This is a genomic window from Streptomyces sp. NPDC092952 (genome assembly GCF_044754785.1).
Classification (GTDB): domain Bacteria; phylum Actinomycetota; class Actinomycetes; order Streptomycetales; family Streptomycetaceae; genus Streptomyces.
This window is the reverse complement of the sequence record NZ_JBIVPT010000016.1, coordinates 107,019-124,564: the sequence shown is the minus strand read 5'-3', so window position 1 is coordinate 124,564 and position 17,546 is coordinate 107,019. Positions and strand designations below refer to the sequence as shown.

Below are 17,546 nucleotides of genomic sequence, written 5' to 3'. Positions count from 1 at the left end.
GCTGCTCCGCGCCGTGGAGTTGCCGCTCCGATCCGCTCCGGTTCCCTGGGGGGGCGACGGTCAGGCGGAGGCCGTGGGCCAGGCGTCGCCGGCGCGGCGGCACAGGTAGACGCGGTCCGCGTGCACCGCGACGGCCGGATAGGCAGCGGCGATCGTGGCCCGGTACGCCTCGGCGGCGGCCCGTGCCGCGGCGTCCTCGTGCGGCTGCTGGGTGGGGGACGAGCTGAGCGGGAACTTGACGGTGGCACCTATCTCGACGCCGTCGTCGTAGGCCGTGAACGTGTACTCGACGGCGTAGGCGCCTTCCGGAACAGACATGTTCAATCTCCTGGCGAAGAGGGATCGCACGGTATGCGATGCCAAGTGATCTTAAAGTAAACGATGTTGGTCGCTTTGGGGCGTGGTCGGCGCGGAAGGTCGGAACGGGGCCGGACCGGTCCCGGGGCGCGCGGCGCCGACGGCGGTGCGGGCCGGTCAGGCGCGCGGTGCGAGGAGGCGGTCGACGGCGCGGCGGGCCCGGGCGGCGGCGCCGGGTCCGGATGCCCGGAGGAGGTGTCGGTCGGTTGTCTCTGCCGTTCGCAACCGTCCGCAGGCCGACGGGCGCCCGGTAGGACGAGCGCCGCCCCGTTCCGCCGCGCACCGTCCGGAGCGCGACCGTCGGGCTGACGAGAGTCTTACGGATCGGCGCGGGGGCCGCGCGGACGCGGACCCGGTCCGTAGCGTCGTCGCCATGCGAGTTCTCGTCACAGGAGGAGCCGGGTTCATCGGCTCACAGATCGTCGCCGCGCTGACGGAGGCCGGCCACGAGCCGGTCGTCCTCGACGCGCTGCTGCCCGGCGTGCACGGTGGCGCCCCCGTGCTGCCCGCCGCCGAGCTGATCCACGCGGACGTCCGGGACCCCGAACGCGTCCGGGCGGCGCTGGCCGGGGTCGACGCGGTCTGCCACCAGGCCGCCATGGTCGGCCTCGGCAAGGACTTCGCCGACGCGCCCGCGTACACGAGCTGCAACGACCTCGGCACCGCGGTGCTGCTCGCCGCGATGGCGGAGCGGGGCGTACGGCGGCTGACGCTGGCCGGCTCGATGGTCGTCTACGGGGAGGGCCGGTACGTCTGCCACCGGCACGGCGCGGTCCGGCCCGCGCCCCGCGCCGCCGACGACCTCGCGGACGGGCGGTTCGAGCCGCACTGCCCGTCCTGCGGCGCGGAGCTCGACGCCGGGCTGGTGGGCGAGGACGCCCCGGCCGATCCCCGGAACGTGTACGCGGCCACCAAGCTCGCCCAGGAGCACCTGGCCTCGGCCTGGGCCCGGGCCGTGGACGGGACCGCCGTGACCCTGCGCTACCACAACGTGTACGGGCCCGGCATGCCCAGGGACACTCCGTACGCGGGGGTCGCCTCGTTCTTCCGCTCCTCGCTCGCCCGGGGCGAGGCCCCGCGGGTCTTCGAGGACGGCCGCCAGCGAAGGGACTTCGTGCACGTCGGCGATGTGGCCGGGGCGAATCTGCGCGCCCTGGAAGCCACGGCCGCCCTGCCCGGCGGTGTGCTGACGCCGTACAACATCGGCAGCGGCGAGCCCCGTACGGTGGGTGAGATGGCGTCGGCGCTGGCCCGCGCGCACGGCGGCCCGGAGCCCGTGGTGACCGGGGAGTTCCGGCTCGGGGACGTCCGGCACATCACGGCGGACTCCTCCCGGGCCCGCCACGAGCTGGGCTGGTCGCCCCGGGTCGGGTTCGCCGACGGGGTGGCCGCGTTCGCCCTCGCGGAGCAGCGCGCCCCGGCGGCGGACCGGGCGGTCGGCTGAGCGGCCGGGCGGGCCGGGCGGCCCAGCGGCCTACGGGGCGGCGGTCAGTGGGCGGCGGCGGGCAGGGTCAGTTCGAACCGGCAGCCGCCCGGCACGTTGCGGACCTCCGCCCGGCCCGCGTGCGCCTCCACGATCCCCCGGACGATGGCCAGACCGAGCCCCGCGCCGGCGGGCGGGGTACGGGCCTCGACACCGCGCCACCCGGTGTCGAACACCCGGGGAAGGTCCGCGTCCGGAATCCCGCCGCAGCCGTCCGTGACGGACAGGACGACGGAGCCGCCGACCCGCCGCGCGGCGATCACCACGGTGCCGTCGACGGGGGTGTGCCGGATCGCGTTGACGAGGAGATTGGCCAGTACCCGGGTCATCTCCTTGCCGTCCACCTCCACGGGGACCGCCTCGACGTCCGCCCCCGCCAGCCGGACACCGCGCTCGCGGGCCAGCGGATCGGCCCCGCTCAGGGCGTCGCCGACCAGGTCGTACACGGAGACGCGGCTGGGGTTGAGCGTGAGCGCGCCGGCGTGGATGCGGGAGAGCTCGAAGAGGTCGGTGACCATGACGGTGAGCCGTTCGACCTCGGTACGGATCTGGCGGTGGTAGCGGGCGGGTTCGGCGGCGACACCGTCCTCCAGGGCCTCGGCCATCGCCCGCAGCCCCGCCAAGGGGGTCCGCAGATCGTGCGAGATCCAGGCCACGAGCTCGCGCCGGGACGCCTCCAGGGTCTTCTCGCGCCGTCGCGACGCCTGGAGCCGGGCGCTGGTGGACGCGAGTTCCTCGGTGAGCGCGGCGAGTTCGGCGGTGGTGGTCCCGCCGGGGGCCAGGAAGCTGCCGCCCTCGCCGAAGTCCCGTGCCGCGAGGGCGAGCGCCCGGCTGTGCGCCACGACCCGCCTCCCCAGGACGAGCGCCGTACCGAGCGAGACGAGCGCGGCCATGGCCGCGACCACGGTCACCACCCACAGATCGTGCTCGGACAGGAACATGGCCCGCGCGACGGCGAGCGTGCCCGCGAGCATCGCCGTCACCGCGACGGCGGCGACGACGGCGAGCGAGACGGCGACGGAGCGGTGGCGCACGAGACGGAGGACGACGGCCCCGGCGAGCCCGGCGCATCCGGCACCGGCCAGCGCGAACACGGCGATGAGCAGGACGTCCTTCACGGAGCCGGCTCCTGGGCCGGCTCGAAGCGGTAGCCCACACCCCATACCGTCCGGATCAGCACGGGCCGGGCGGGATCGCGCTCGATCTTGGCCCGCAGCCGCCGTACGTGGACGGTGACCGTGGACAGGTCGCCGAACTCCCAGCCCCATACCCGCCGCATCAGACTCTCCCGGGTGTGTGCCGTGCCGGGGTGCTCCAGGAAGTGGGCGAGGAGGTCGAACTCGCGCAGCGTGAGGGCGAGTTCCCGGCCCGACAGGGTCGCCCTGCGGGTGCGGGGGTCGGCCGTGAGCCCGCCGGCCCGCAGGACGGGACGGGCGGCGGGTGCGGGTGCGGGGGTCCGGGCCCGGCGCAGTACGGAATCGACGCGCAGGACCAGCTCGCGCGGGCTGAACGGCTTGGTGACGTAGTCGTCCGCCCCCGATTCGAGACCGAGGATCCGGTCCTCCTCCTCGCCCCGCGCGGTCAGCATGATCACCGGTACGGGGCCGGTCTCCCGCAGCCTGCGGCAGACCTCCAGCCCGTCGGGGCCCGGCAGCATGAGGTCCAGCAGGACCAGGTCCGGCCGGTTCGCCGCGGCCCGGAGCAGCGCCTCGTCGCCGTCGGCCGCGTGCTCCACGGTGCGCCCCGCCCGCTCCAGGTAGCGCGTCACGACCTCCGCCACGGTCGGGTCGTCGTCCACGACGAGGATCCGCGCGGCGGCGTCCGGAGTGCTGGACTCGTTCATGGCCCTCAGCATGGCACCCGCGCGAACACCCCGGCCCGGCCGAACGGGTGGGTGCGGCCGGTGTCCGCGTTTCGTAAGGAGTTCTTCGCCCCCGGCGCCTTTCCCGCTTCCTACGGTGAGGGCTGTGACAACCATGACCGTAGATGTCGTTCTCCCCTGTCTCGACGAGTCCGAGGCCCTGCCCTGGGTCCTGACGCGGATTCCGCCCGGGTGGCGGGCCGTCGTCGTCGACAACGGGTCCACCGACGGGTCGGCCGAGGTGGCGGCCGCGTACGGCGCCACCGTCGTCCCCGAGCCCAGACGCGGGTTCGGCGCCGCCTGTCACGCCGGACTGCTCGCCTCGGACGCCGAGTTCGTCTGCTTCTGCGACTGCGACGCCTCCCTCGACCCCGGCCTGCTGCCCGGTCTCGTCGCCCAGGTGGCCGGCGGCGCCGCGGACCTGGTGCTGGGGCGCCGCCGTCCCTCGGGGCGCGGGGCCTGGCCGGTCCACGCCCGCGCGGCCAACCTCGCGCTCTCCGTGCTCGTGCACCGCCGCACCGGTCTGCGCCTGCGCGACCTGGGGCCGATGCGGGCCGCGCGGCGGGAGGCGCTCCTCGGCCTGGACCTGACGGACCGGCGCAGCGGCTACCCCCTGCAGATGGTCGTCCGGGCCGCCGATTCCGGCTGGCGGGTCCGCGAGAGCGATGTGCCGTACCTGCCCCGCGCGGGCCGCTCCAAGGTGACCGGGACGTGGAAGGGCACCTGGCAGGCCGTACGGGACATGCGCCGGGTGCTCGACGAGCCGGTGCGCCCGGCACCCGGTGCGGGCGCCGCGGCGGCCGCACCCGGGGTACGGCCGTGACCACCGTCCTCGTCATCGCGAAGGAGCCGGTGCCGGGCCGGGTGAAGACCCGGCTCACCCCGCCCTTCACCCCGGCGGAGGCGGCCCGGCTGGCCGAGGCGGCGCTCGCCGACACTCTCGACGTGGTGGCGCGCGTCCCGGCCCGCCGCCGCGTCCTCGTCCTGGCCGGCCGTCCGGGCCCCTGGCTGCCGCCGGGCTTCGAAGTGACCGCCCAGGCCGGGGGCGGGCTGGACGCACGGATCGCCGCGGCGTTCGCCGCCTGCACCGGTCCCGCGCTGCTGATCGGGATGGACACGCCCCAGGTGACCCCCGGCCTCCTCGAACCGGCCCTGCGGCAGGGGGAGGAGCACGACGCCTGGTTCGGGCCCGCCGCCGACGGGGGGTTCTGGGCGCTCGGCCTCCGTGCCCCGGACCCGGCCCTGGTGCTCGGCGTCCCGATGTCCACACCGGACACCGGGGCGGCGCAGTACGCGAGGCTGCGCGCGGCGGGCCTGCGCGTCGGTGAACTGCCCGTCCTGCGCGACGTCGACACCGCCGAGGACGCCGGGCACGTGGCGGCCCTGGCCCGGGGAACGCGGTTCGCCTCCGTGCACGCGGAACTGACGGCAGTTCGGATGGCGGCGCAGGTGGCCGCCACCGGAGCGGCCGTCGTTGCCGGAAGGCCCCGTCCCGGAGCGGCCGTTCCCGGAGTGTCCGTCCCCGGAGCGGCCGGATGACGGCGGCGACCTGGCTCTCCGACCCGTACACCGACGCCCTGCGGACCGGCCGGGGCCCGTTGTTCCTGCGCCGCAGCGACGGCTGGCTGCTGCCCCTGGACGTCGAACGCTGGTGCGCGGCGCCGGACGCGGCGGACCGGTCCGTGCTGGAGCGCTGCCGGGGCGCCGTGCTGGACATCGGCTGCGGCCCCGGCCGGCTCGTCGGCGCTCTCGCCGCCGAGGGACGGCGTGCCCTCGGGATCGACATCAGCCCCACCGCCGTGTCGCGCACCGAGCGGTCGGGCGGCCCCGCGCTGTGCCGCTCGGTCTTCGACCCCCTTCCGGCGGAGGGCCGTTGGGGCACGGCGCTGGTGATCGACGGGAACGTGGGCATCGGCGGCGATCCGGCGGCGCTGCTGCGGCGGCTGCGCCGGATCGTGGCGCGTACCGGGCGCGTCATCGCCGAATGCGCGCCGGTGGACGTCGACGAACGGTGCGAGGTCTCGGTCGACGACGGCCGGGGCGGGCGGGGAACCCCCTTCGCCTGGGCCCGGGTGGGCCCCCGGGCCCTGGCCGCCGCCGCGGTCGGAACGGGCTGGCGGGTGTCCGAGAAGTGGCAGGTGGACGGGCGGCCCTTCCTGGCCCTGGCGCCCACGCCGCCACCGGGCACCGGCCACCCCGTCCGTCAGCGACCGCACCCCGCGTGAGTCCGGGGCCGCCGTACGGGGTGAGGACGGGTGGCCCGCCCGGAGCCGCCCGACGTCACTTCGCCGGCTTCGGGCGGACCTGCGTCTTCCCCCGGAGCGGGCCCGGCCCCGGCCGTCGCGACCGGGCCCTCCGCCGCCGTACGAACGCGACGGCTCCCGCCACGGCGGCCACGGCCGCGACGACGAGCAGGAGGTTCCGCCCGTACGGCAGGGGCAGCGCCGACGAGGTGAGCGGCCGGCCGGGGCGCAGGAGCGCCGGGAGCGTCACCAGGGTCACGCAGCCGGCCACCACGAAGGCACCGCGCCACAGGCCGCGCTGCCGCCACCCCGCGATCAGCAGCCCGCAGGCCAGCACCAGCGGGGCGATGATGCCGTCGTGCAGGACCACGGCACCGGCCAGCCAGGCGAGGACCCCGAGCGGAGCCGAACCGGTCGCCAGCAGCCCCACCCCCAGCCCGATCGACGCCACGCCGATCCCCCCGGTCACGTAACGCAGCACGGTCGCGGTGGTCACAGCACCTCCAGCCGGTGGACCCACTTGGTCTGCAGCACGCCGGGCCGGTTCGGGGCGATGATCCGCGCCGGGTAGCCGTGGTCCAGCGAGAGCGGCTCCCCGTTGAGGGTCAGCGCGAGGAGGGTGAGCGGGTCGGCGAGGTACTCCGCGCCCATGTGCATCACCCGGTAGTTGCCGTGCGCCTCCAGCGAGACGACCCGGGCGGCGGCCCGCCCGGGATGCCCGCCGGCCCGCTCGACCAGATCGCGTACCCGCACGCCCTCCCACCGGGCGTCCATGCTCCACCCCTCGACACAGGCGATGGGCAGCCGCGCCGACGTCCGGGCCAGGGCGCGGAGTTCGTCCAGGGTCAGCGTGTAAGGGCGGGGCCCCTCGACCTCCAGCCGCCACCCCGCCACGCTGCGGGCCGTGATGCCCGCGGCGGCCGCGCTCCGGTTGACCGGCAGCCCCTGCGGCCCGTGGTCGGGGCTCCGGGGCGCGAGAAGGTCCGTGGCCCCGAGCGGGGTGAACGACTGCCCCACCGTGGTCAGGGTGACGACACCGACCGCCCCGCCGGTGGCCAGGAGCAGCGAACGGCGGTCGACGGCGTCCCGGGCGGGGAGCGCGACCGTACCCGCGGAGCGCCGGGACCAGTGCGCCCTGATCTCCGGCGCCTTGACCGCCACATGCAGCAGGACCGAACCGAAGGCGATCCAGGCGACGGCGAAGTGGGCCTGGATGAAGCCGAACGGCCAGGGGTACCACTGGACGTTGTTGATCAGACCGGTGAACACCTCGAAGACCGCGGCGGCCACCAGCACCGCCACCGAGAGCCGCTCCAGCGCATGACGTACGGAACGGGCCGGCGGCCAGACGAACAGCCTCGGGTACACGGTCCAGAGCTTGACCAGGAGCAGCACGATCGCCGCGAGGCCGGTGGCGACGTGCAGCCCCTGGGTGAGCCGGTAGCCCCAGACCGGACGGGCCGGCAGGGTGTCGGCGAGCCAGTGCGGCGGGTGCTGGAGATAGTGGCTGATCAGCCCGGTGACGAAGCAGACGGCGAAGGCCGCGCCGAGCCAGCGGCCGACGGCGGTCGCCGTACGGGCGTCGTGCAGACGGCCCCGGAAGACGGGCGGCCTCGGCGGAGGAATGCGGGTTCTCATGACGTCCATGACACGCGCAGCGGGGTGTTCACGGGCGGTCCGACACCTTACGAAACCCGAACGCCGCGCCATGTCGCGCGCCGGAGGACGCGGCGCGCTGCCAGGCTGCGCCCATGCCACGCACCCGCCCCGTCCTCCTCACCGGCTCCCTGCTCGCCTGTCTCGCGGCCGCCTCGGTGGCGCTGCTCCACAGCGGCGCGACGGGCTCCGGATTCCTGTACGGGTACGCCGGGACCTGGGCCCTGTTCGCGGCGGCGGTAGTGGCCCTGCGTACCGTCCCGGCCCGGTCGGTCGCCCCGCTCGTCCTCGCCGGGGCGATCGTCGTCACCGCCACCGGGCTGGTCGCGCAGCCCCGGACGAGCACGGACTCCTACCGCTACGCGTGGGACGGCCGGGTCCAGGCCGCCGGGACCTCCCCGTACGACCACGCCCCCGCCGACCGGGCCGTCGAAGGGCTCCGGGACGGCTGGCTCTTTCCCGGGCCGGAGGTGTGCGCGACGAAGGACCACGACCTGGCCCCGCTCGCCGACGGCGGCTGCACCCGGATCAACCGGCCCACGGTCCACACCATCTACCCGCCGGTCGCCGAGGGCTGGTTCCTCCTCGTCCACGCCGTCTCCCCCGACCAGGTACGCCACAAGGCGCTCCAGGCCGGTGGCGCCCTGCTGTCCCTGGCCGTCACCGGGCTGCTGACCGGTGTGTCGCGCCGCCGGGGCGATCCCCGGCGGGCGGCCTGGTGGGGGTGGTGCCCGGCCGTCCCCGTCGAGGCGGTGAACAACGCCCACATCGACACGCTGGCCGTCCTGCTGTCGGTCGCCGTGGTGGTCGTCGTCGCCCGGCACCGGATCGTGGGCGGACTGCTGCTCGGGGCGGCGGTGGCGGCGAAACTGCTGCCGCTGCTGCTGGTGCCGGGCACCCTGTCCGGGATCCGGCGCCCGCGCCCGGCCCTCGCGACCCTGACGGCCGTGGCCGTGTCGGTGGGCGCGCTGTACCTCCCCTACGTCCTGGTCTCCCGGCAACCCGTGCTCGGCTACCTGACCGGCTACGCCCAGGAGGAGGGGTACGAGGACGCGGCGGCCGGCCGCCGCTACGCCCTGCTCCGGCTGCTCCTCCCCGACGCCTGGGCGCTCCCGGCGGCCGCGCTGGTGCTGCTGGCCGTGGCGGTGGCGGTCTGGCGGCACCAGGACCCCGAACGGCCCTGGTCCGGAGCCCTGGTGACGGTGGGGGCGGCATTCCTGGTCCTGACCCCCGGCTACTCCTGGTACGCGCTCCTGCTCATCGCCCTGGTGGTCCTCGACGGCCGGTGGGAATGGCTGGCCATCGCCGGCGCGGGCGCGGTGGCGTACCTCGCCGGACCGGCGACGGCCCCGGCCTACGGCTGCGCGGCGCTCGCGGTGGGCATCGGCTGGTGGCTCCGGAGAACCCGCGCCCCGGGCCCGGCTCCGGAGAACCCCCGCCTCCGGGCGGAGCCACACCCGTCCGAGGACCCCGGCCTCCCCGCCGCCCGCTGAGCACCGGCCTGCGGGGCCTCAGGGTCAAGCGCCGGACCCCCTCCGGGGCCGGACCGGGCCGGAGCAGCGCCCGTGGCCGGCGCGCAGTTCTAGCCGCTCGGCCCCGAAGCACGCCCGGAAGTCCCGGTCGTGCGAGACCGCGACCACCGCCCCCGGGTACGCCGCGAGCGCTGCCTGGAGGTCCTCGACCAGGTCGAGTGCGATGTGGTTGGTCGGTTCGTCGAGGACGAGGAGGTCCGCGGGCCGGGTCACCAGCGTCGCGATCTGCAACCGCCGCTGCTGGCCCACGGACAGGGCGGCGACCGGGACGTGCAGATCCTGTTCGCGGAACAGGCCCAGGGACAGCAGCTGTTCGGCGTGTTCGTCCGGCGGCCCGGGGCGCCCGGCGGCGAACGCGGCGAGCAGCGGCAGCCGCGTCGCGCGGGCGGGCAGCTCCTGGGCGAGATAGCCGACGCGGGCGGGGCGGCGCACCGTGCCCGCGTCCGGTCGGAGCTCACCCGCCAGGACGCGGAGCAGCGTCGTCTTGCCCGCCCCGTTCCCGCCCATGACAAGCAGGCGGCCCCCCGGCCCGATCGTCAGGAGCCCGTCCAGACTCAGCCGTTCCCCGACCCGTACGCCGTCGAGTTCGGCGAGTACCTCCTGGACCGGACCGGCGTCCGCGGACGGCGGCAGCGTCGTGAACCGGAGCGGTTCCGGCGGCTTCGCCACCGGCTCGCGCCGCAGCCGCTCCAGCCGCTCCCGCGCCGAGCGCACCTGCCCGCCGAGCTTCGCCTCGCTGGAGCGGCGGTGCTTGCCGAAACCCTGCTTCGGGTCGCGTCCGGTGACGGCCAGCCGCCGGCCGGCGGCCTCCAGCAGCTCCTCCGTCCGGGCCACCTCCTCGACCCAGTCCGCGTACCGCTGCTCCGCCCCGTGCCGGGCGGCGGCCTTCGCGGCGCGGTAACCGGCCCAGCCGTCCCCGTACCGGCGCACGGTGCGCTCGTCCCGGTCGACCTCAAGGATCGTGGTCGCGATGCGCTCCAGGAAACCGCGGTCGTGGGTGACCGCGACGACGGTGCCGCGGTGGGCGCGCAGGTGTTCCTCCAGCCAGCGCACGGCCGCCGCGTCGAGATGGTTCGTCGGCTCGTCCAGGAGCAGCAGTTCGGGGGCGGCGGCCAGGCAGCAGGCGAGCGCGAGCCGCGACTGTTCGCCGCCGGACAACGAGCCGAGCAGCCGCTCCCGGCCGATCCGGGCCAGCCCGAGCCCGTGCATGGCGGCATCGACGCGGGCGTCCGCCTCGTATCCACCGCGTTCCTGATAGGCGATCAACAGATCCCCGTACGCGGCGAGTTCCGCTTCCGACGCGTCGGCGAGGGCCTCCTCCGCGACACGGATCCTCCGCTCCATGTCGCGCAGTTCGGCCAGGGCGAGGTCGACGGCGTCCTGCACGGTGCGGCCCGCGTCGAGGCCGAGGGTCTGGGCGAGATGACCGGTCCCGCCGGGAAAACGGACGGTGACCTCCCCGGCGTCCGGCTCCTCGACCGTGGCGAGCAGCCGCAGCAAGGTGGACTTTCCGGAGCCGTTCTCACCGATCACGGCGGCCTTCTCGCCCGGCCGCACGGTGAAGGAGACCTGGTCGAGGATGGTCCGGGTGCCGTACGACTTGGTGGCGGACCTGACGGACAGCTGCGCCACGGCGGGGGTGGCGGTGGACATGACGGTATGAGCGCGGTCGCGCATAGGGCTTTCCCTGGGCATGCGAAGGGTCTACGGGCAGCAGAAACGGCGGCAGGGGCCGTGCCCGGACTCAGACGAAGAAAAGGAAAGCCATGCCCTCACCGTAACAAGGCGCATCGTCCCGCTCCATTGGTTTACGGGGGCACGGAGTGCGTGACCGCGGCGAGGAGGCGTGGTCGCCCACCCGCCGACAGGGCTCAGCGACGTTCGCGGAGCATGTCCCCATGGGCACGCACGTCCCGGCTGACCTGGGAGGACGTGGCCGTTCACTCCTGTGCGGCGATTCCTGTCCAGTGGGCGTGGGCCTTCAGCAGGAGGGCCTCGGCGTCACCGCCGTGGGCGGCTGCGGCCCGCAGCCGTGCGAAGGCCTTCTCGTAGAGGGCGATCGGCCAGGGGGCAGGTCGTTGGGCATGCTGGGACGGTGCCGACACCCACGGACGGCTCCGGGCGTAAGGACTGCCCCGTGCCCCTCGCCGTTCTCCTGGCCGGTCTGCCCGGTTCCGGGAAGACCACCCTTGCCCGGGCCCTGGCCGAGCGGGGGTTCACGCGTCTCTCCGTCGACGAGGAGGTCCACCGCCTGCACGGCCGTTACGGCGTGGACTATCCCGAGGACACCTACTTCGCGCGTGAGCGGCCCGTCGTCGAGGCGGTCCGGCAGAGGTTCGTCGAGGAGGTCACGGCCGGGAACGACGTGGTCCTGGACCACGGCCTGTGGCGCCGTCGCGAGCGGGACGCGTGGCGGCGGGCGGCCCGTGACGCGGGTGGTCTGCCGCTGGTCGTCCACCTGCCTGTCGGCCGCGACGAGCTGGTGCGGCGGCTGGCCGGGCGCGGCGGACGTGGGGACGCCAACGCCCTCGTGGTCACGCCCGAAGCGCTCGACGACTTCTTCGGCCGTTTCGAACCGCCCGGGGAGGACGAGGAGGTCATCGTCCACCGGGGTGACCTCGGCGCGCTCCTGGCAGTGCTGGCGGGGCACCGGCGGGCCGAAGGGGCCTGAAGGCGGGGCGGGCGGGAACGAGGAAGGGAGGCCCGGCCGCACGAGGCGGCCGGGCCTCCCTTCCTTGCCGAGCGGCGAGAAGGTCAGGCCTTCTTCGTCTCCCAGAAGATCTTGTCGATCTGGGCGATCAGGTCCAGGGCCTTCTGGCCCGTCGCCGGGTCCGTGGAGGCCTTCGCGGCCGAGAGGGCCTTGAGGGTGTCGTTGACCAGCTGGTGCAGCTCCGGGTACTTCTCGAAGTGCGGCGGCTTGAAGTAGTCGCTCCACAGCACCGAGACGTGGTGCTTGGCGAGCTCGGCGCGCTGCTCCTTGATGACCACCGCGCGGGCCCGGAAGTGCGGGTCCTCGTTGGCCTGGTACTTCTCCTGGACGGCCTTGACGGACTCCGCCTCGATGCGGGCCTGGGCCGGGTCGTACACGCCGCAGGGCAGGTCGCAGTGGGCGCTGACCTTCACCTTGGGGGCAAACAGGCGGGAAAGCATTGAGCTGTCCTTCCTCGTGATCGTCTTCTCAGGTGGGACATTACTCGGTGAGAGACGGGTTTTCCCGGGTGCCCCCATGGGCTTAGGCCAAAAGTCCGGGGCGAGGATGGGGCCAGTGGCCCAGTGATGCGGGACGCTGTTGTCGGGGCGGGTACGGAATGTGTGCGGGACGGGCCGGGAGGTACCGGAGATGCGAGAGGTGCCAAAGATGCCGGAAACGCCTGAGCCGACGCGGGAGCGGTCCGGGCGGGGGCCGGCGGCGCGGGGGCCGTTCCAGGTGGTGGAGGTGACCGGGCCGTCGATGGTGCCGACGCTCCATCACGGCGACTGGCTGCTGGTGCAGTACGGGGCCCGGGTCCGCCCCGGTGACGTGGTGATCCTGCGCCATCCGTTCCAGCAGGACCTGCTGGTGGTGAAGAGGGCCGCCGAACGGCGCCGGGGCGGTTGGTGGGTGCTGGCCGACAACAGCTTCGCGGGCGGGGACAGCATGGACTACGGTGCCGTCCCCGAGGAGCTCGTCCTGGCCACGGCCCGGTTGCGCTACCGGCCGCTGGCGAAGGATCAGCGTTCGCTGCGGTCCGTGGTGAGCTGGGCGGTCTCCGCGCTGCGGCCGGTGTCGGCGGCCCGCTCCGTCTCCAGGCGCTTGCGGGCCCGGTAGGCGGCCACGTTGGCACGGGTCGCGCACCGGTCCGAGCAGTAGCGGCGGGACCGGTTGGTCGAGGTGTCCAGGTAGGCGTTGCGGCAGGGCGACGCCTCGCACAGGCCGAGCCGGTCGACCCCGTACGACGTGAGGTGGAAGGCCAGGCCCATCGCCGCGATGGCGGCGTAGCCGGCCGTCGCGTTCGACGGGTGGTCGGCCAGGTGCATGTGCCAGTCCGGCTTGCCGTCCGCGTCCCGGGTCTCGTGGCCGGAGATCTGCGGGCTGACCGGGAACTCCAGCATCAGCGAGTTGAGCAGGTCGACGGCGAGCGTCTCGTCACCCCCGTCGGCCGCCTCGAAGACCGCGCGCAGCCGGGCCCGTACCGACCTGAAGCGGGTCACGTCCGCGTCGGTGGCGCGCCGGGCGGCCTGCTGGTTGGGGCCGAACAGCTCGCGGACCGCCTCCACGGAGGTGAGGCAGTCCTTGTTACGGGCCGGCTCCTCGGTGTTGACCAGACGTACGGCGTAATCCGAGTAATAGGCCAGTTCCACTTGTAGTCCTTACGGCGTCGGTCTATGGTCGATGCGTCGAAAGATGTAATGGGCTGTTCGGTATTCAGGGTATTACATGGAGGTTCCGGTGGCAGAGACGTCGACAGGTACGGACTGGCGGGCCTGGCAGGAGAGCTGGGACCGCCAGCAGGAGTGGTACATGCCCGACCGCGAGGAGCGCTTCCGGGTGATGCTGGACATGGTCGAGGCCGTCGTGGGGCCGCGGCCGAGGGTGCTGGACCTCGCGTGCGGTACGGGAAGTATTACGGACCGGCTGCTCCGGCGGTTCCCGGAAGCCACCAGTACCGGGGTGGACCTCGACCCCGCGCTGCTCACCATCGCGCGCGGCTCCTTCGAGGGGGACGGGCGCGTCGAGTTCGTCACCGCCGACCTCAAGGACCCCGGGTGGGCCGCGAAGCTGCCGTACGACTCGTACGACGCCGTCCTCACCGCGACCGCCCTGCACTGGCTGCACACCGAACCGCTCACCGCGCTCTACGGGCACATCGGCGGGCTGGTCAGGGACGGCGGCGTGTTCATGAACGCGGACCACATGATCGACACCGCCACGCCCCGGATCAACGCGGCCGAGCGCGCCCACCGGCACGCCGTCATGGACCGGGCCAGGGAGGCGGGCGCGGTCGACTGGGCGGACTGGTGGGCGCTGGCCGCCAAGGACCCGGCGCTGGCCGGGCCGACCGCCGAGCGGTTCCGGATCTACGGTGAACACGCGGACGGCGACATGCCCCCGGTGGCCTGGCACATCGACACCTTGCGCGCGGCCGGGTTCGGTGAGGCGCGGGCCGTCTGGGCCTCGCCCTCGGACACCCTGGTGCTCGCCGTGAAGTGAGGGGCGGACCGTTCGTAAGGGGCGGGAGAGGAGGAGGGCGGTACGTCGCCCTCCTCCTCTCCCGTGTGCGCTGCAACCCGCCGCGTCCCCCACCGCACTGGAAGGGATGAGACGGTCCGCACCCGCGGACCCGGGAGAGGGGCGCCGACGATGCGGATCGATGACGATGCCGCGCTGCACGCCTTCGTCGAAGGCAGACGTACCGCGCTGTTCCGCAGCGCGTACCTGCTCTGCGGCGACCGGCACGAAGCCGATGACCTGGTCCAGGCGACGCTGGTCAAGGTGGTGCTCGGAGGGCGGCGGTACGGACGGCTCGACAACATCGAGGCGTACGCGCGCAAGACGCTGATCAACACCTTCATCGCATCCCGCCGCCGGTTCTGGCGGCGCGAGCAGGCCTACGGGGAACTGCCCGACCGCCCCGACCGGGCGGCCGACACGGACACCGGTCTGGCGGTACGGGCGGCGCTCGCCCGTCTCACCGACAAGCAGCGGGCCGTCCTGGTCCTGCGCTACTGGGAGGACCTGAGCGTCGAGGCCACGGCCGAGCTGCTCGGGATGCGGGAGAACACGGTCAAGAGCCACACGGCTCGGGGGTTGGCGGCACTGCGCGCCGAGATGGCGGAGGAATTGGTATGAGCAACGACGTGCACGAGCTGCTGGGGCGGGCCGCGGACGGCGCGGGGGAGCCGGAGACCTCGGTACGGGCGGTGTACGCCGGGGTCGCCAGGGCGCGGCTGCGCCGCCGGGCCGGCGTCACGACCGCGGCGGTCGCCGCCGTCGCGGCCGGTGCGGTCGTCCTGCCGGGGCTGTCCCCGGCCGGGAGCGGCGGCGGCCCGGCCGCGGAGCCCGAGGCCACGGTGGCGGCCCCGGTCGAGCTGGTCGGCAACGGCGGCCGGGAGAAGGAACTGATGAAGGTGCTGCCCAAGGGCGTCGGGGTGGTCAACGAGGTCTCGATGGCCGTGATCCTCAACGGCGACACCTCCGAGCGGGAGATGCCGCACCTCCAGGGACCGCTGGACGGCAGCTACTCCGTACGCAGGGACGGCGGCGTCGGCTACCTCACCATCGGCTACATGAACACCGGCAACGGCGGTCGGGCGCCGGACATCTGCAAGCCCTCCAACGGTGTCCCCGGCGCGGCGGACTGCGTGAACGAGAAGCAGCCGGACGGCAGTGTGCTGACCACCTGGACCGACTCGATGAAGGGCGTCGCACTGCCCTGGGGGCCCGAGCTGAGCGGCCGGCTCGTCATGAAGGACGGCGGGGTGCTGGCCGTGCGCGGCAGCACCGGCTTCGAGGGGAAGCGGGCGCAGGGGCCGCTCCTGAAGAACCCGCCGCTCACCCGGGACCAGCTGCGGTCCCTGCTGCTCGACCCGGCGATGCTGCCGAAGAAGTAGCCGGAGGAGAAAGGGAGAAGGGGACAGGGGAAGGGGGAGGGCCGCGCGGCCCTCCCCCTCATACGCCTGACGGCCTCATGGCCCGGGGCTCACAGCACCTTGGACAGGAACGACTTCGTCCGGTCGTGCTGCGGGTTGGTCAGCACGTCGCGCGGGTGGCCCGACTCGACGACCACGCCGTCGTCCATGAAGACCAGCGCGTCGCCGACCTCGCGGGCGAAGCCCATCTCATGGGTGACGACGATCATGGTCATGCCGTCCTCCGCGAGTCCGCGCATGACGTCCAGGACATCGCCCACCAGCTCCGGGTCGAGCGCCGAGGTCGGCTCGTCGAAGAGCATCAGCTTCGGTTCCATGGCCAGGGCGCGGGCGATCGCCACCCGCTGCTGCTGGCCGCCGGAGAGCTGCGAGGGGTAGTTCTTCGCCTTGTCGCCGAGGCCGACCCGGTCCAGCAGCCGCTCGGCGCGGGCCCGGGCCACCGCCTTGGACTCGCGCTTGACCTGGACCGGTGCCTCCATGACGTTCTCGATCGCCGTCATGTGCGGGAAGAGGTTGAAGCGCTGGAACACCATGCCGATGTCCTGGCGCTTCAGCGCGACCTCGCTGTCCTTGAGCTCGTAGAGCTTGTCGCCCTTCTGCCGGTAGCCGACCAGTTCGCCGTCGACGTACAGCCGGCCGGCGTTGATCTTCTCCAGGTGGTTGATGCACCGCAGGAACGTCGACTTGCCGGAGCCGGACGGGCCGATCAGGCAGAAGACCTCACGCGGCGCGACCTCCAGGTCGATGCCCTTGAGGATGTGCGCGGCGCCGAAGGACTTGTGGACGCCCTCGGCCTTCACCATGGCGGTCATGCCATGCCTCCCTTCGGGCGGCCCAGGGACAGCAGATTGGCCCTGACCTTCTGGAACGGGGTGGGCGGCAGGCTGCGGCTGGAACCGCGCGCGTAGTACCGCTCCAGGTAGTACTGGCCGACGCTGAGCACCGAGGTCATGATCAGGTACCAGGCGGCGGCCAGGAAGTACATCTCGACCGGGGCCCCGGATCCCTGCCCGATGTCCTGGGCGTACTTGAACAGCTCGTAGAACTGGACGGCCGCCACCAGCGACGTCGTCTTGAGCATGTTGATCACTTCGTTGCCGGTGGGCGGCACGATCACCCGCATGGCCTGCGGGACCACGACGCGGCGGAGCGTCTTGTTGTGGCTCATGCCCAGCGCGTGCGCGGCCTCCGTCTGCCCCTCGTCGACGGAGAGCAGTCCCGCACGGCAGATTTCGGCCATGTACGCGGCCTCGTTCAGGCCCAGGCCGAGCAGCGCCGTCAGCAGCGGCGTCATGAAGCTCGACCAGTAGTCCTTGTAGATCGGCATCAGGTCGATGTACTCGAAGACCAGGCCGAGGTTGAACCAGACGAAGAGCTGGACCAGGACCGGGGTGCCGCGGAAGAACCAGATGTAGAACCAGGCGATCGACGAGGTCACCGGGTTCTTCGACAGCCGCATCACGGCCAGCAGGATGCCGCCGACGACACCGATGACCATGGACAGGGCGGTCAGCAGCAGGGTCTGGCCGACGCCCTTCAGGATGCGGTCGTCGAAGAAGTAGTCGGGGACCGCACCCCAGTTGATCTTGCCCTGGCTGAAGGCGTAGACGATCGCCACGAGGACGCCGATGGCGACGACCGCCGAGACGTACCGGCCGTAGTGCCGGACCGGGATGGCCCGGATCGCCTGCGGGCCGGACGGCGGGGCGGGCGGCGGGTCGGCCGGGCCGGTTCTCTTCTTCTCGAAGTCAGTCACAGGAAGAACCTTTCTGCGCCGATGCCCT

The 17,546-nt window shown here is 73.6% G+C and carries 21 protein-coding genes; 10 read left to right on the top strand and 11 right to left on the bottom strand.

Annotated features, from left to right (window positions below; all coding sequences use genetic code 11):
- Positions 1-60 precede the first annotated feature (60 nt).
- Positions 61-318 carry a hypothetical protein gene (locus ACIQGQ_RS29455; RefSeq protein ID WP_402401192.1) on the bottom strand — a complete coding sequence of 86 codons (258 nt, stop codon included), beginning with the start codon at positions 316-318 and terminating at the stop codon, positions 61-63.
- Between the two features lie 412 nt (positions 319-730).
- On the opposite strand from ACIQGQ_RS29455, the gene ACIQGQ_RS29450 reads away from it, so the two are divergent.
- On the top strand, positions 731-1,801 hold the full coding sequence (locus ACIQGQ_RS29450) for an NAD-dependent epimerase/dehydratase family protein (RefSeq protein WP_402401189.1): 1,071 nt from the start codon (positions 731-733) through the stop codon (positions 1,799-1,801).
- 44 nt (positions 1,802-1,845) lie between these two features.
- Here ACIQGQ_RS29450 and ACIQGQ_RS29445 read toward each other — a convergent pair whose 3' ends face one another.
- Together ACIQGQ_RS29445 and ACIQGQ_RS29440 are read right to left on the bottom strand one after the other, a co-directional pair.
- On the bottom strand, positions 1,846-2,958 hold the full coding sequence (locus tag ACIQGQ_RS29445) for a sensor histidine kinase (RefSeq protein ID WP_402401187.1): 1,113 nt from the start codon (positions 2,956-2,958) through the stop codon (positions 1,846-1,848).
- Entirely contained in the window at positions 2,955-3,683 is a 729-nt protein-coding gene (locus ACIQGQ_RS29440; protein ID WP_402401184.1) for a response regulator transcription factor, read from the bottom strand. The genes ACIQGQ_RS29445 and ACIQGQ_RS29440 overlap by 4 nt, the downstream gene beginning before the upstream one ends.
- Positions 3,684-3,816: 133 nt before the next feature.
- On the opposite strand from ACIQGQ_RS29440, the gene ACIQGQ_RS29435 reads away from it, so the two are divergent.
- From ACIQGQ_RS29435 to ACIQGQ_RS29425, 3 genes are read left to right on the top strand one after another with little or no spacing between them, the layout of a single operon-like run.
- Positions 3,817-4,524, top strand: a complete 708-nt coding sequence (locus ACIQGQ_RS29435) for a glycosyltransferase family 2 protein (RefSeq protein WP_402401281.1) — start codon at positions 3,817-3,819, stop codon at positions 4,522-4,524.
- Positions 4,521-5,240: a DUF2064 domain-containing protein gene (locus tag ACIQGQ_RS29430; RefSeq protein WP_402401182.1), complete on the top strand. Its 720-nt coding sequence runs from the start codon at positions 4,521-4,523 to the stop codon at positions 5,238-5,240. Before ACIQGQ_RS29435 ends, ACIQGQ_RS29430 begins: the two co-directional genes overlap by 4 nt.
- Entirely contained in the window at positions 5,237-5,926 is a 690-nt protein-coding gene (locus ACIQGQ_RS29425; protein WP_402401180.1) for a class I SAM-dependent methyltransferase, read from the top strand. Before ACIQGQ_RS29430 ends, ACIQGQ_RS29425 begins: the two co-directional genes overlap by 4 nt.
- 55 nt (positions 5,927-5,981) lie before the next feature.
- Here the strand turns inward: ACIQGQ_RS29425 and ACIQGQ_RS29420 are convergent, their stop codons facing one another.
- Together ACIQGQ_RS29420 and ACIQGQ_RS29415 are read right to left on the bottom strand one after the other, a co-directional pair.
- Positions 5,982-6,440 (bottom strand): hypothetical protein, encoded by a 459-nt coding sequence (locus ACIQGQ_RS29420; RefSeq protein ID WP_402401177.1) that lies wholly within the window; start codon positions 6,438-6,440, stop codon positions 5,982-5,984.
- Positions 6,437-7,582, bottom strand: a complete 1,146-nt coding sequence (locus tag ACIQGQ_RS29415) for a molybdopterin-dependent oxidoreductase (protein WP_402401174.1) — start codon at positions 7,580-7,582, stop codon at positions 6,437-6,439. Before ACIQGQ_RS29415 ends, ACIQGQ_RS29420 begins: the two co-directional genes overlap by 4 nt.
- 113 nt (positions 7,583-7,695) lie before the next feature.
- On the opposite strand from ACIQGQ_RS29415, the gene ACIQGQ_RS29410 reads away from it, so the two are divergent.
- Positions 7,696-9,093, top strand: coding sequence for a glycosyltransferase 87 family protein (locus tag ACIQGQ_RS29410; RefSeq protein ID WP_402401171.1), 1,398 nt, complete (start codon positions 7,696-7,698; stop codon positions 9,091-9,093).
- Between the two features lie 24 nt (positions 9,094-9,117).
- Here the strand turns inward: ACIQGQ_RS29410 and abc-f are convergent, their stop codons facing one another.
- Both abc-f and ACIQGQ_RS29400 read right to left on the bottom strand, forming a co-directional pair.
- Entirely contained in the window at positions 9,118-10,785 is a 1,668-nt protein-coding gene (gene abc-f, locus ACIQGQ_RS29405) for a ribosomal protection-like ABC-F family protein (protein ID WP_402401168.1), read from the bottom strand.
- Between the two features lie 287 nt (positions 10,786-11,072).
- Complete coding sequence (locus ACIQGQ_RS29400; RefSeq protein ID WP_402401165.1) at positions 11,073-11,237, bottom strand: hypothetical protein; 165 nt, start codon at positions 11,235-11,237, stop codon at positions 11,073-11,075.
- Between the two features lie 32 nt (positions 11,238-11,269).
- On the opposite strand from ACIQGQ_RS29400, the gene ACIQGQ_RS29395 reads away from it, so the two are divergent.
- Positions 11,270-11,803, top strand: coding sequence for an AAA family ATPase (locus ACIQGQ_RS29395; RefSeq protein ID WP_402401162.1), 534 nt, complete (start codon positions 11,270-11,272; stop codon positions 11,801-11,803).
- 83 nt (positions 11,804-11,886) lie between these two features.
- On the opposite strand, the gene sodN is transcribed toward ACIQGQ_RS29395, so the two are convergent.
- The gene (sodN, locus tag ACIQGQ_RS29390) at positions 11,887-12,282 is read right to left on the bottom strand and encodes a superoxide dismutase, Ni (RefSeq protein WP_352278442.1); all 396 of its coding nucleotides are present in this window, start codon (positions 12,280-12,282) and stop codon (positions 11,887-11,889) included.
- A gap of 208 nt (positions 12,283-12,490) precedes the next feature.
- Here sodN and sodX point away from each other — a divergent pair, with 208 nt between their 5' ends.
- The gene (sodX, locus tag ACIQGQ_RS29385; protein WP_402401157.1) at positions 12,491-12,940 is read left to right on the top strand and encodes a nickel-type superoxide dismutase maturation protease; all 450 of its coding nucleotides are present in this window, start codon (positions 12,491-12,493) and stop codon (positions 12,938-12,940) included.
- Here the strand turns inward: sodX and ACIQGQ_RS29380 are convergent.
- Positions 12,844-13,473: a CGNR zinc finger domain-containing protein gene (locus ACIQGQ_RS29380; RefSeq protein ID WP_352278446.1), complete on the bottom strand. Its 630-nt coding sequence runs from the start codon at positions 13,471-13,473 to the stop codon at positions 12,844-12,846. The two genes, sodX and ACIQGQ_RS29380, sit on opposite strands and share 97 nt — an antisense overlap.
- A 76-nt stretch (positions 13,474-13,549) precedes the next feature.
- Between ACIQGQ_RS29380 and ACIQGQ_RS29375 the strand changes: the two genes are divergently transcribed.
- The 3 genes from ACIQGQ_RS29375 (at position 13,550) to ACIQGQ_RS29365 (ending at position 15,723) form a co-directional block, all read left to right on the top strand.
- Entirely contained in the window at positions 13,550-14,323 is a 774-nt protein-coding gene (locus ACIQGQ_RS29375; RefSeq protein ID WP_402401154.1) for a class I SAM-dependent methyltransferase, read from the top strand.
- 150 nt (positions 14,324-14,473) lie between these two features.
- Complete coding sequence (locus tag ACIQGQ_RS29370; RefSeq protein WP_402401151.1) at positions 14,474-14,962, top strand: SigE family RNA polymerase sigma factor; 489 nt, start codon at positions 14,474-14,476, stop codon at positions 14,960-14,962.
- Positions 14,959-15,723, top strand: a complete 765-nt coding sequence (locus ACIQGQ_RS29365; protein WP_402401149.1) for a hypothetical protein — start codon at positions 14,959-14,961, stop codon at positions 15,721-15,723. Before ACIQGQ_RS29370 ends, ACIQGQ_RS29365 begins: the two co-directional genes overlap by 4 nt.
- Before the next feature lie 89 nt (positions 15,724-15,812).
- On the opposite strand, the gene ACIQGQ_RS29360 is transcribed toward ACIQGQ_RS29365, so the two are convergent.
- Positions 15,813-16,574, bottom strand: coding sequence for an amino acid ABC transporter ATP-binding protein (locus ACIQGQ_RS29360; RefSeq protein WP_366293181.1), 762 nt, complete (start codon positions 16,572-16,574; stop codon positions 15,813-15,815).
- A complete protein-coding gene (locus tag ACIQGQ_RS29355; protein WP_402401146.1) occupies positions 16,571-17,518 on the bottom strand; it encodes an amino acid ABC transporter permease in 948 nt (315 codons plus the stop codon). Before ACIQGQ_RS29355 ends, ACIQGQ_RS29360 begins: the two co-directional genes overlap by 4 nt.
- Between the last annotated feature and the right edge of the window lie 28 nt (positions 17,519-17,546).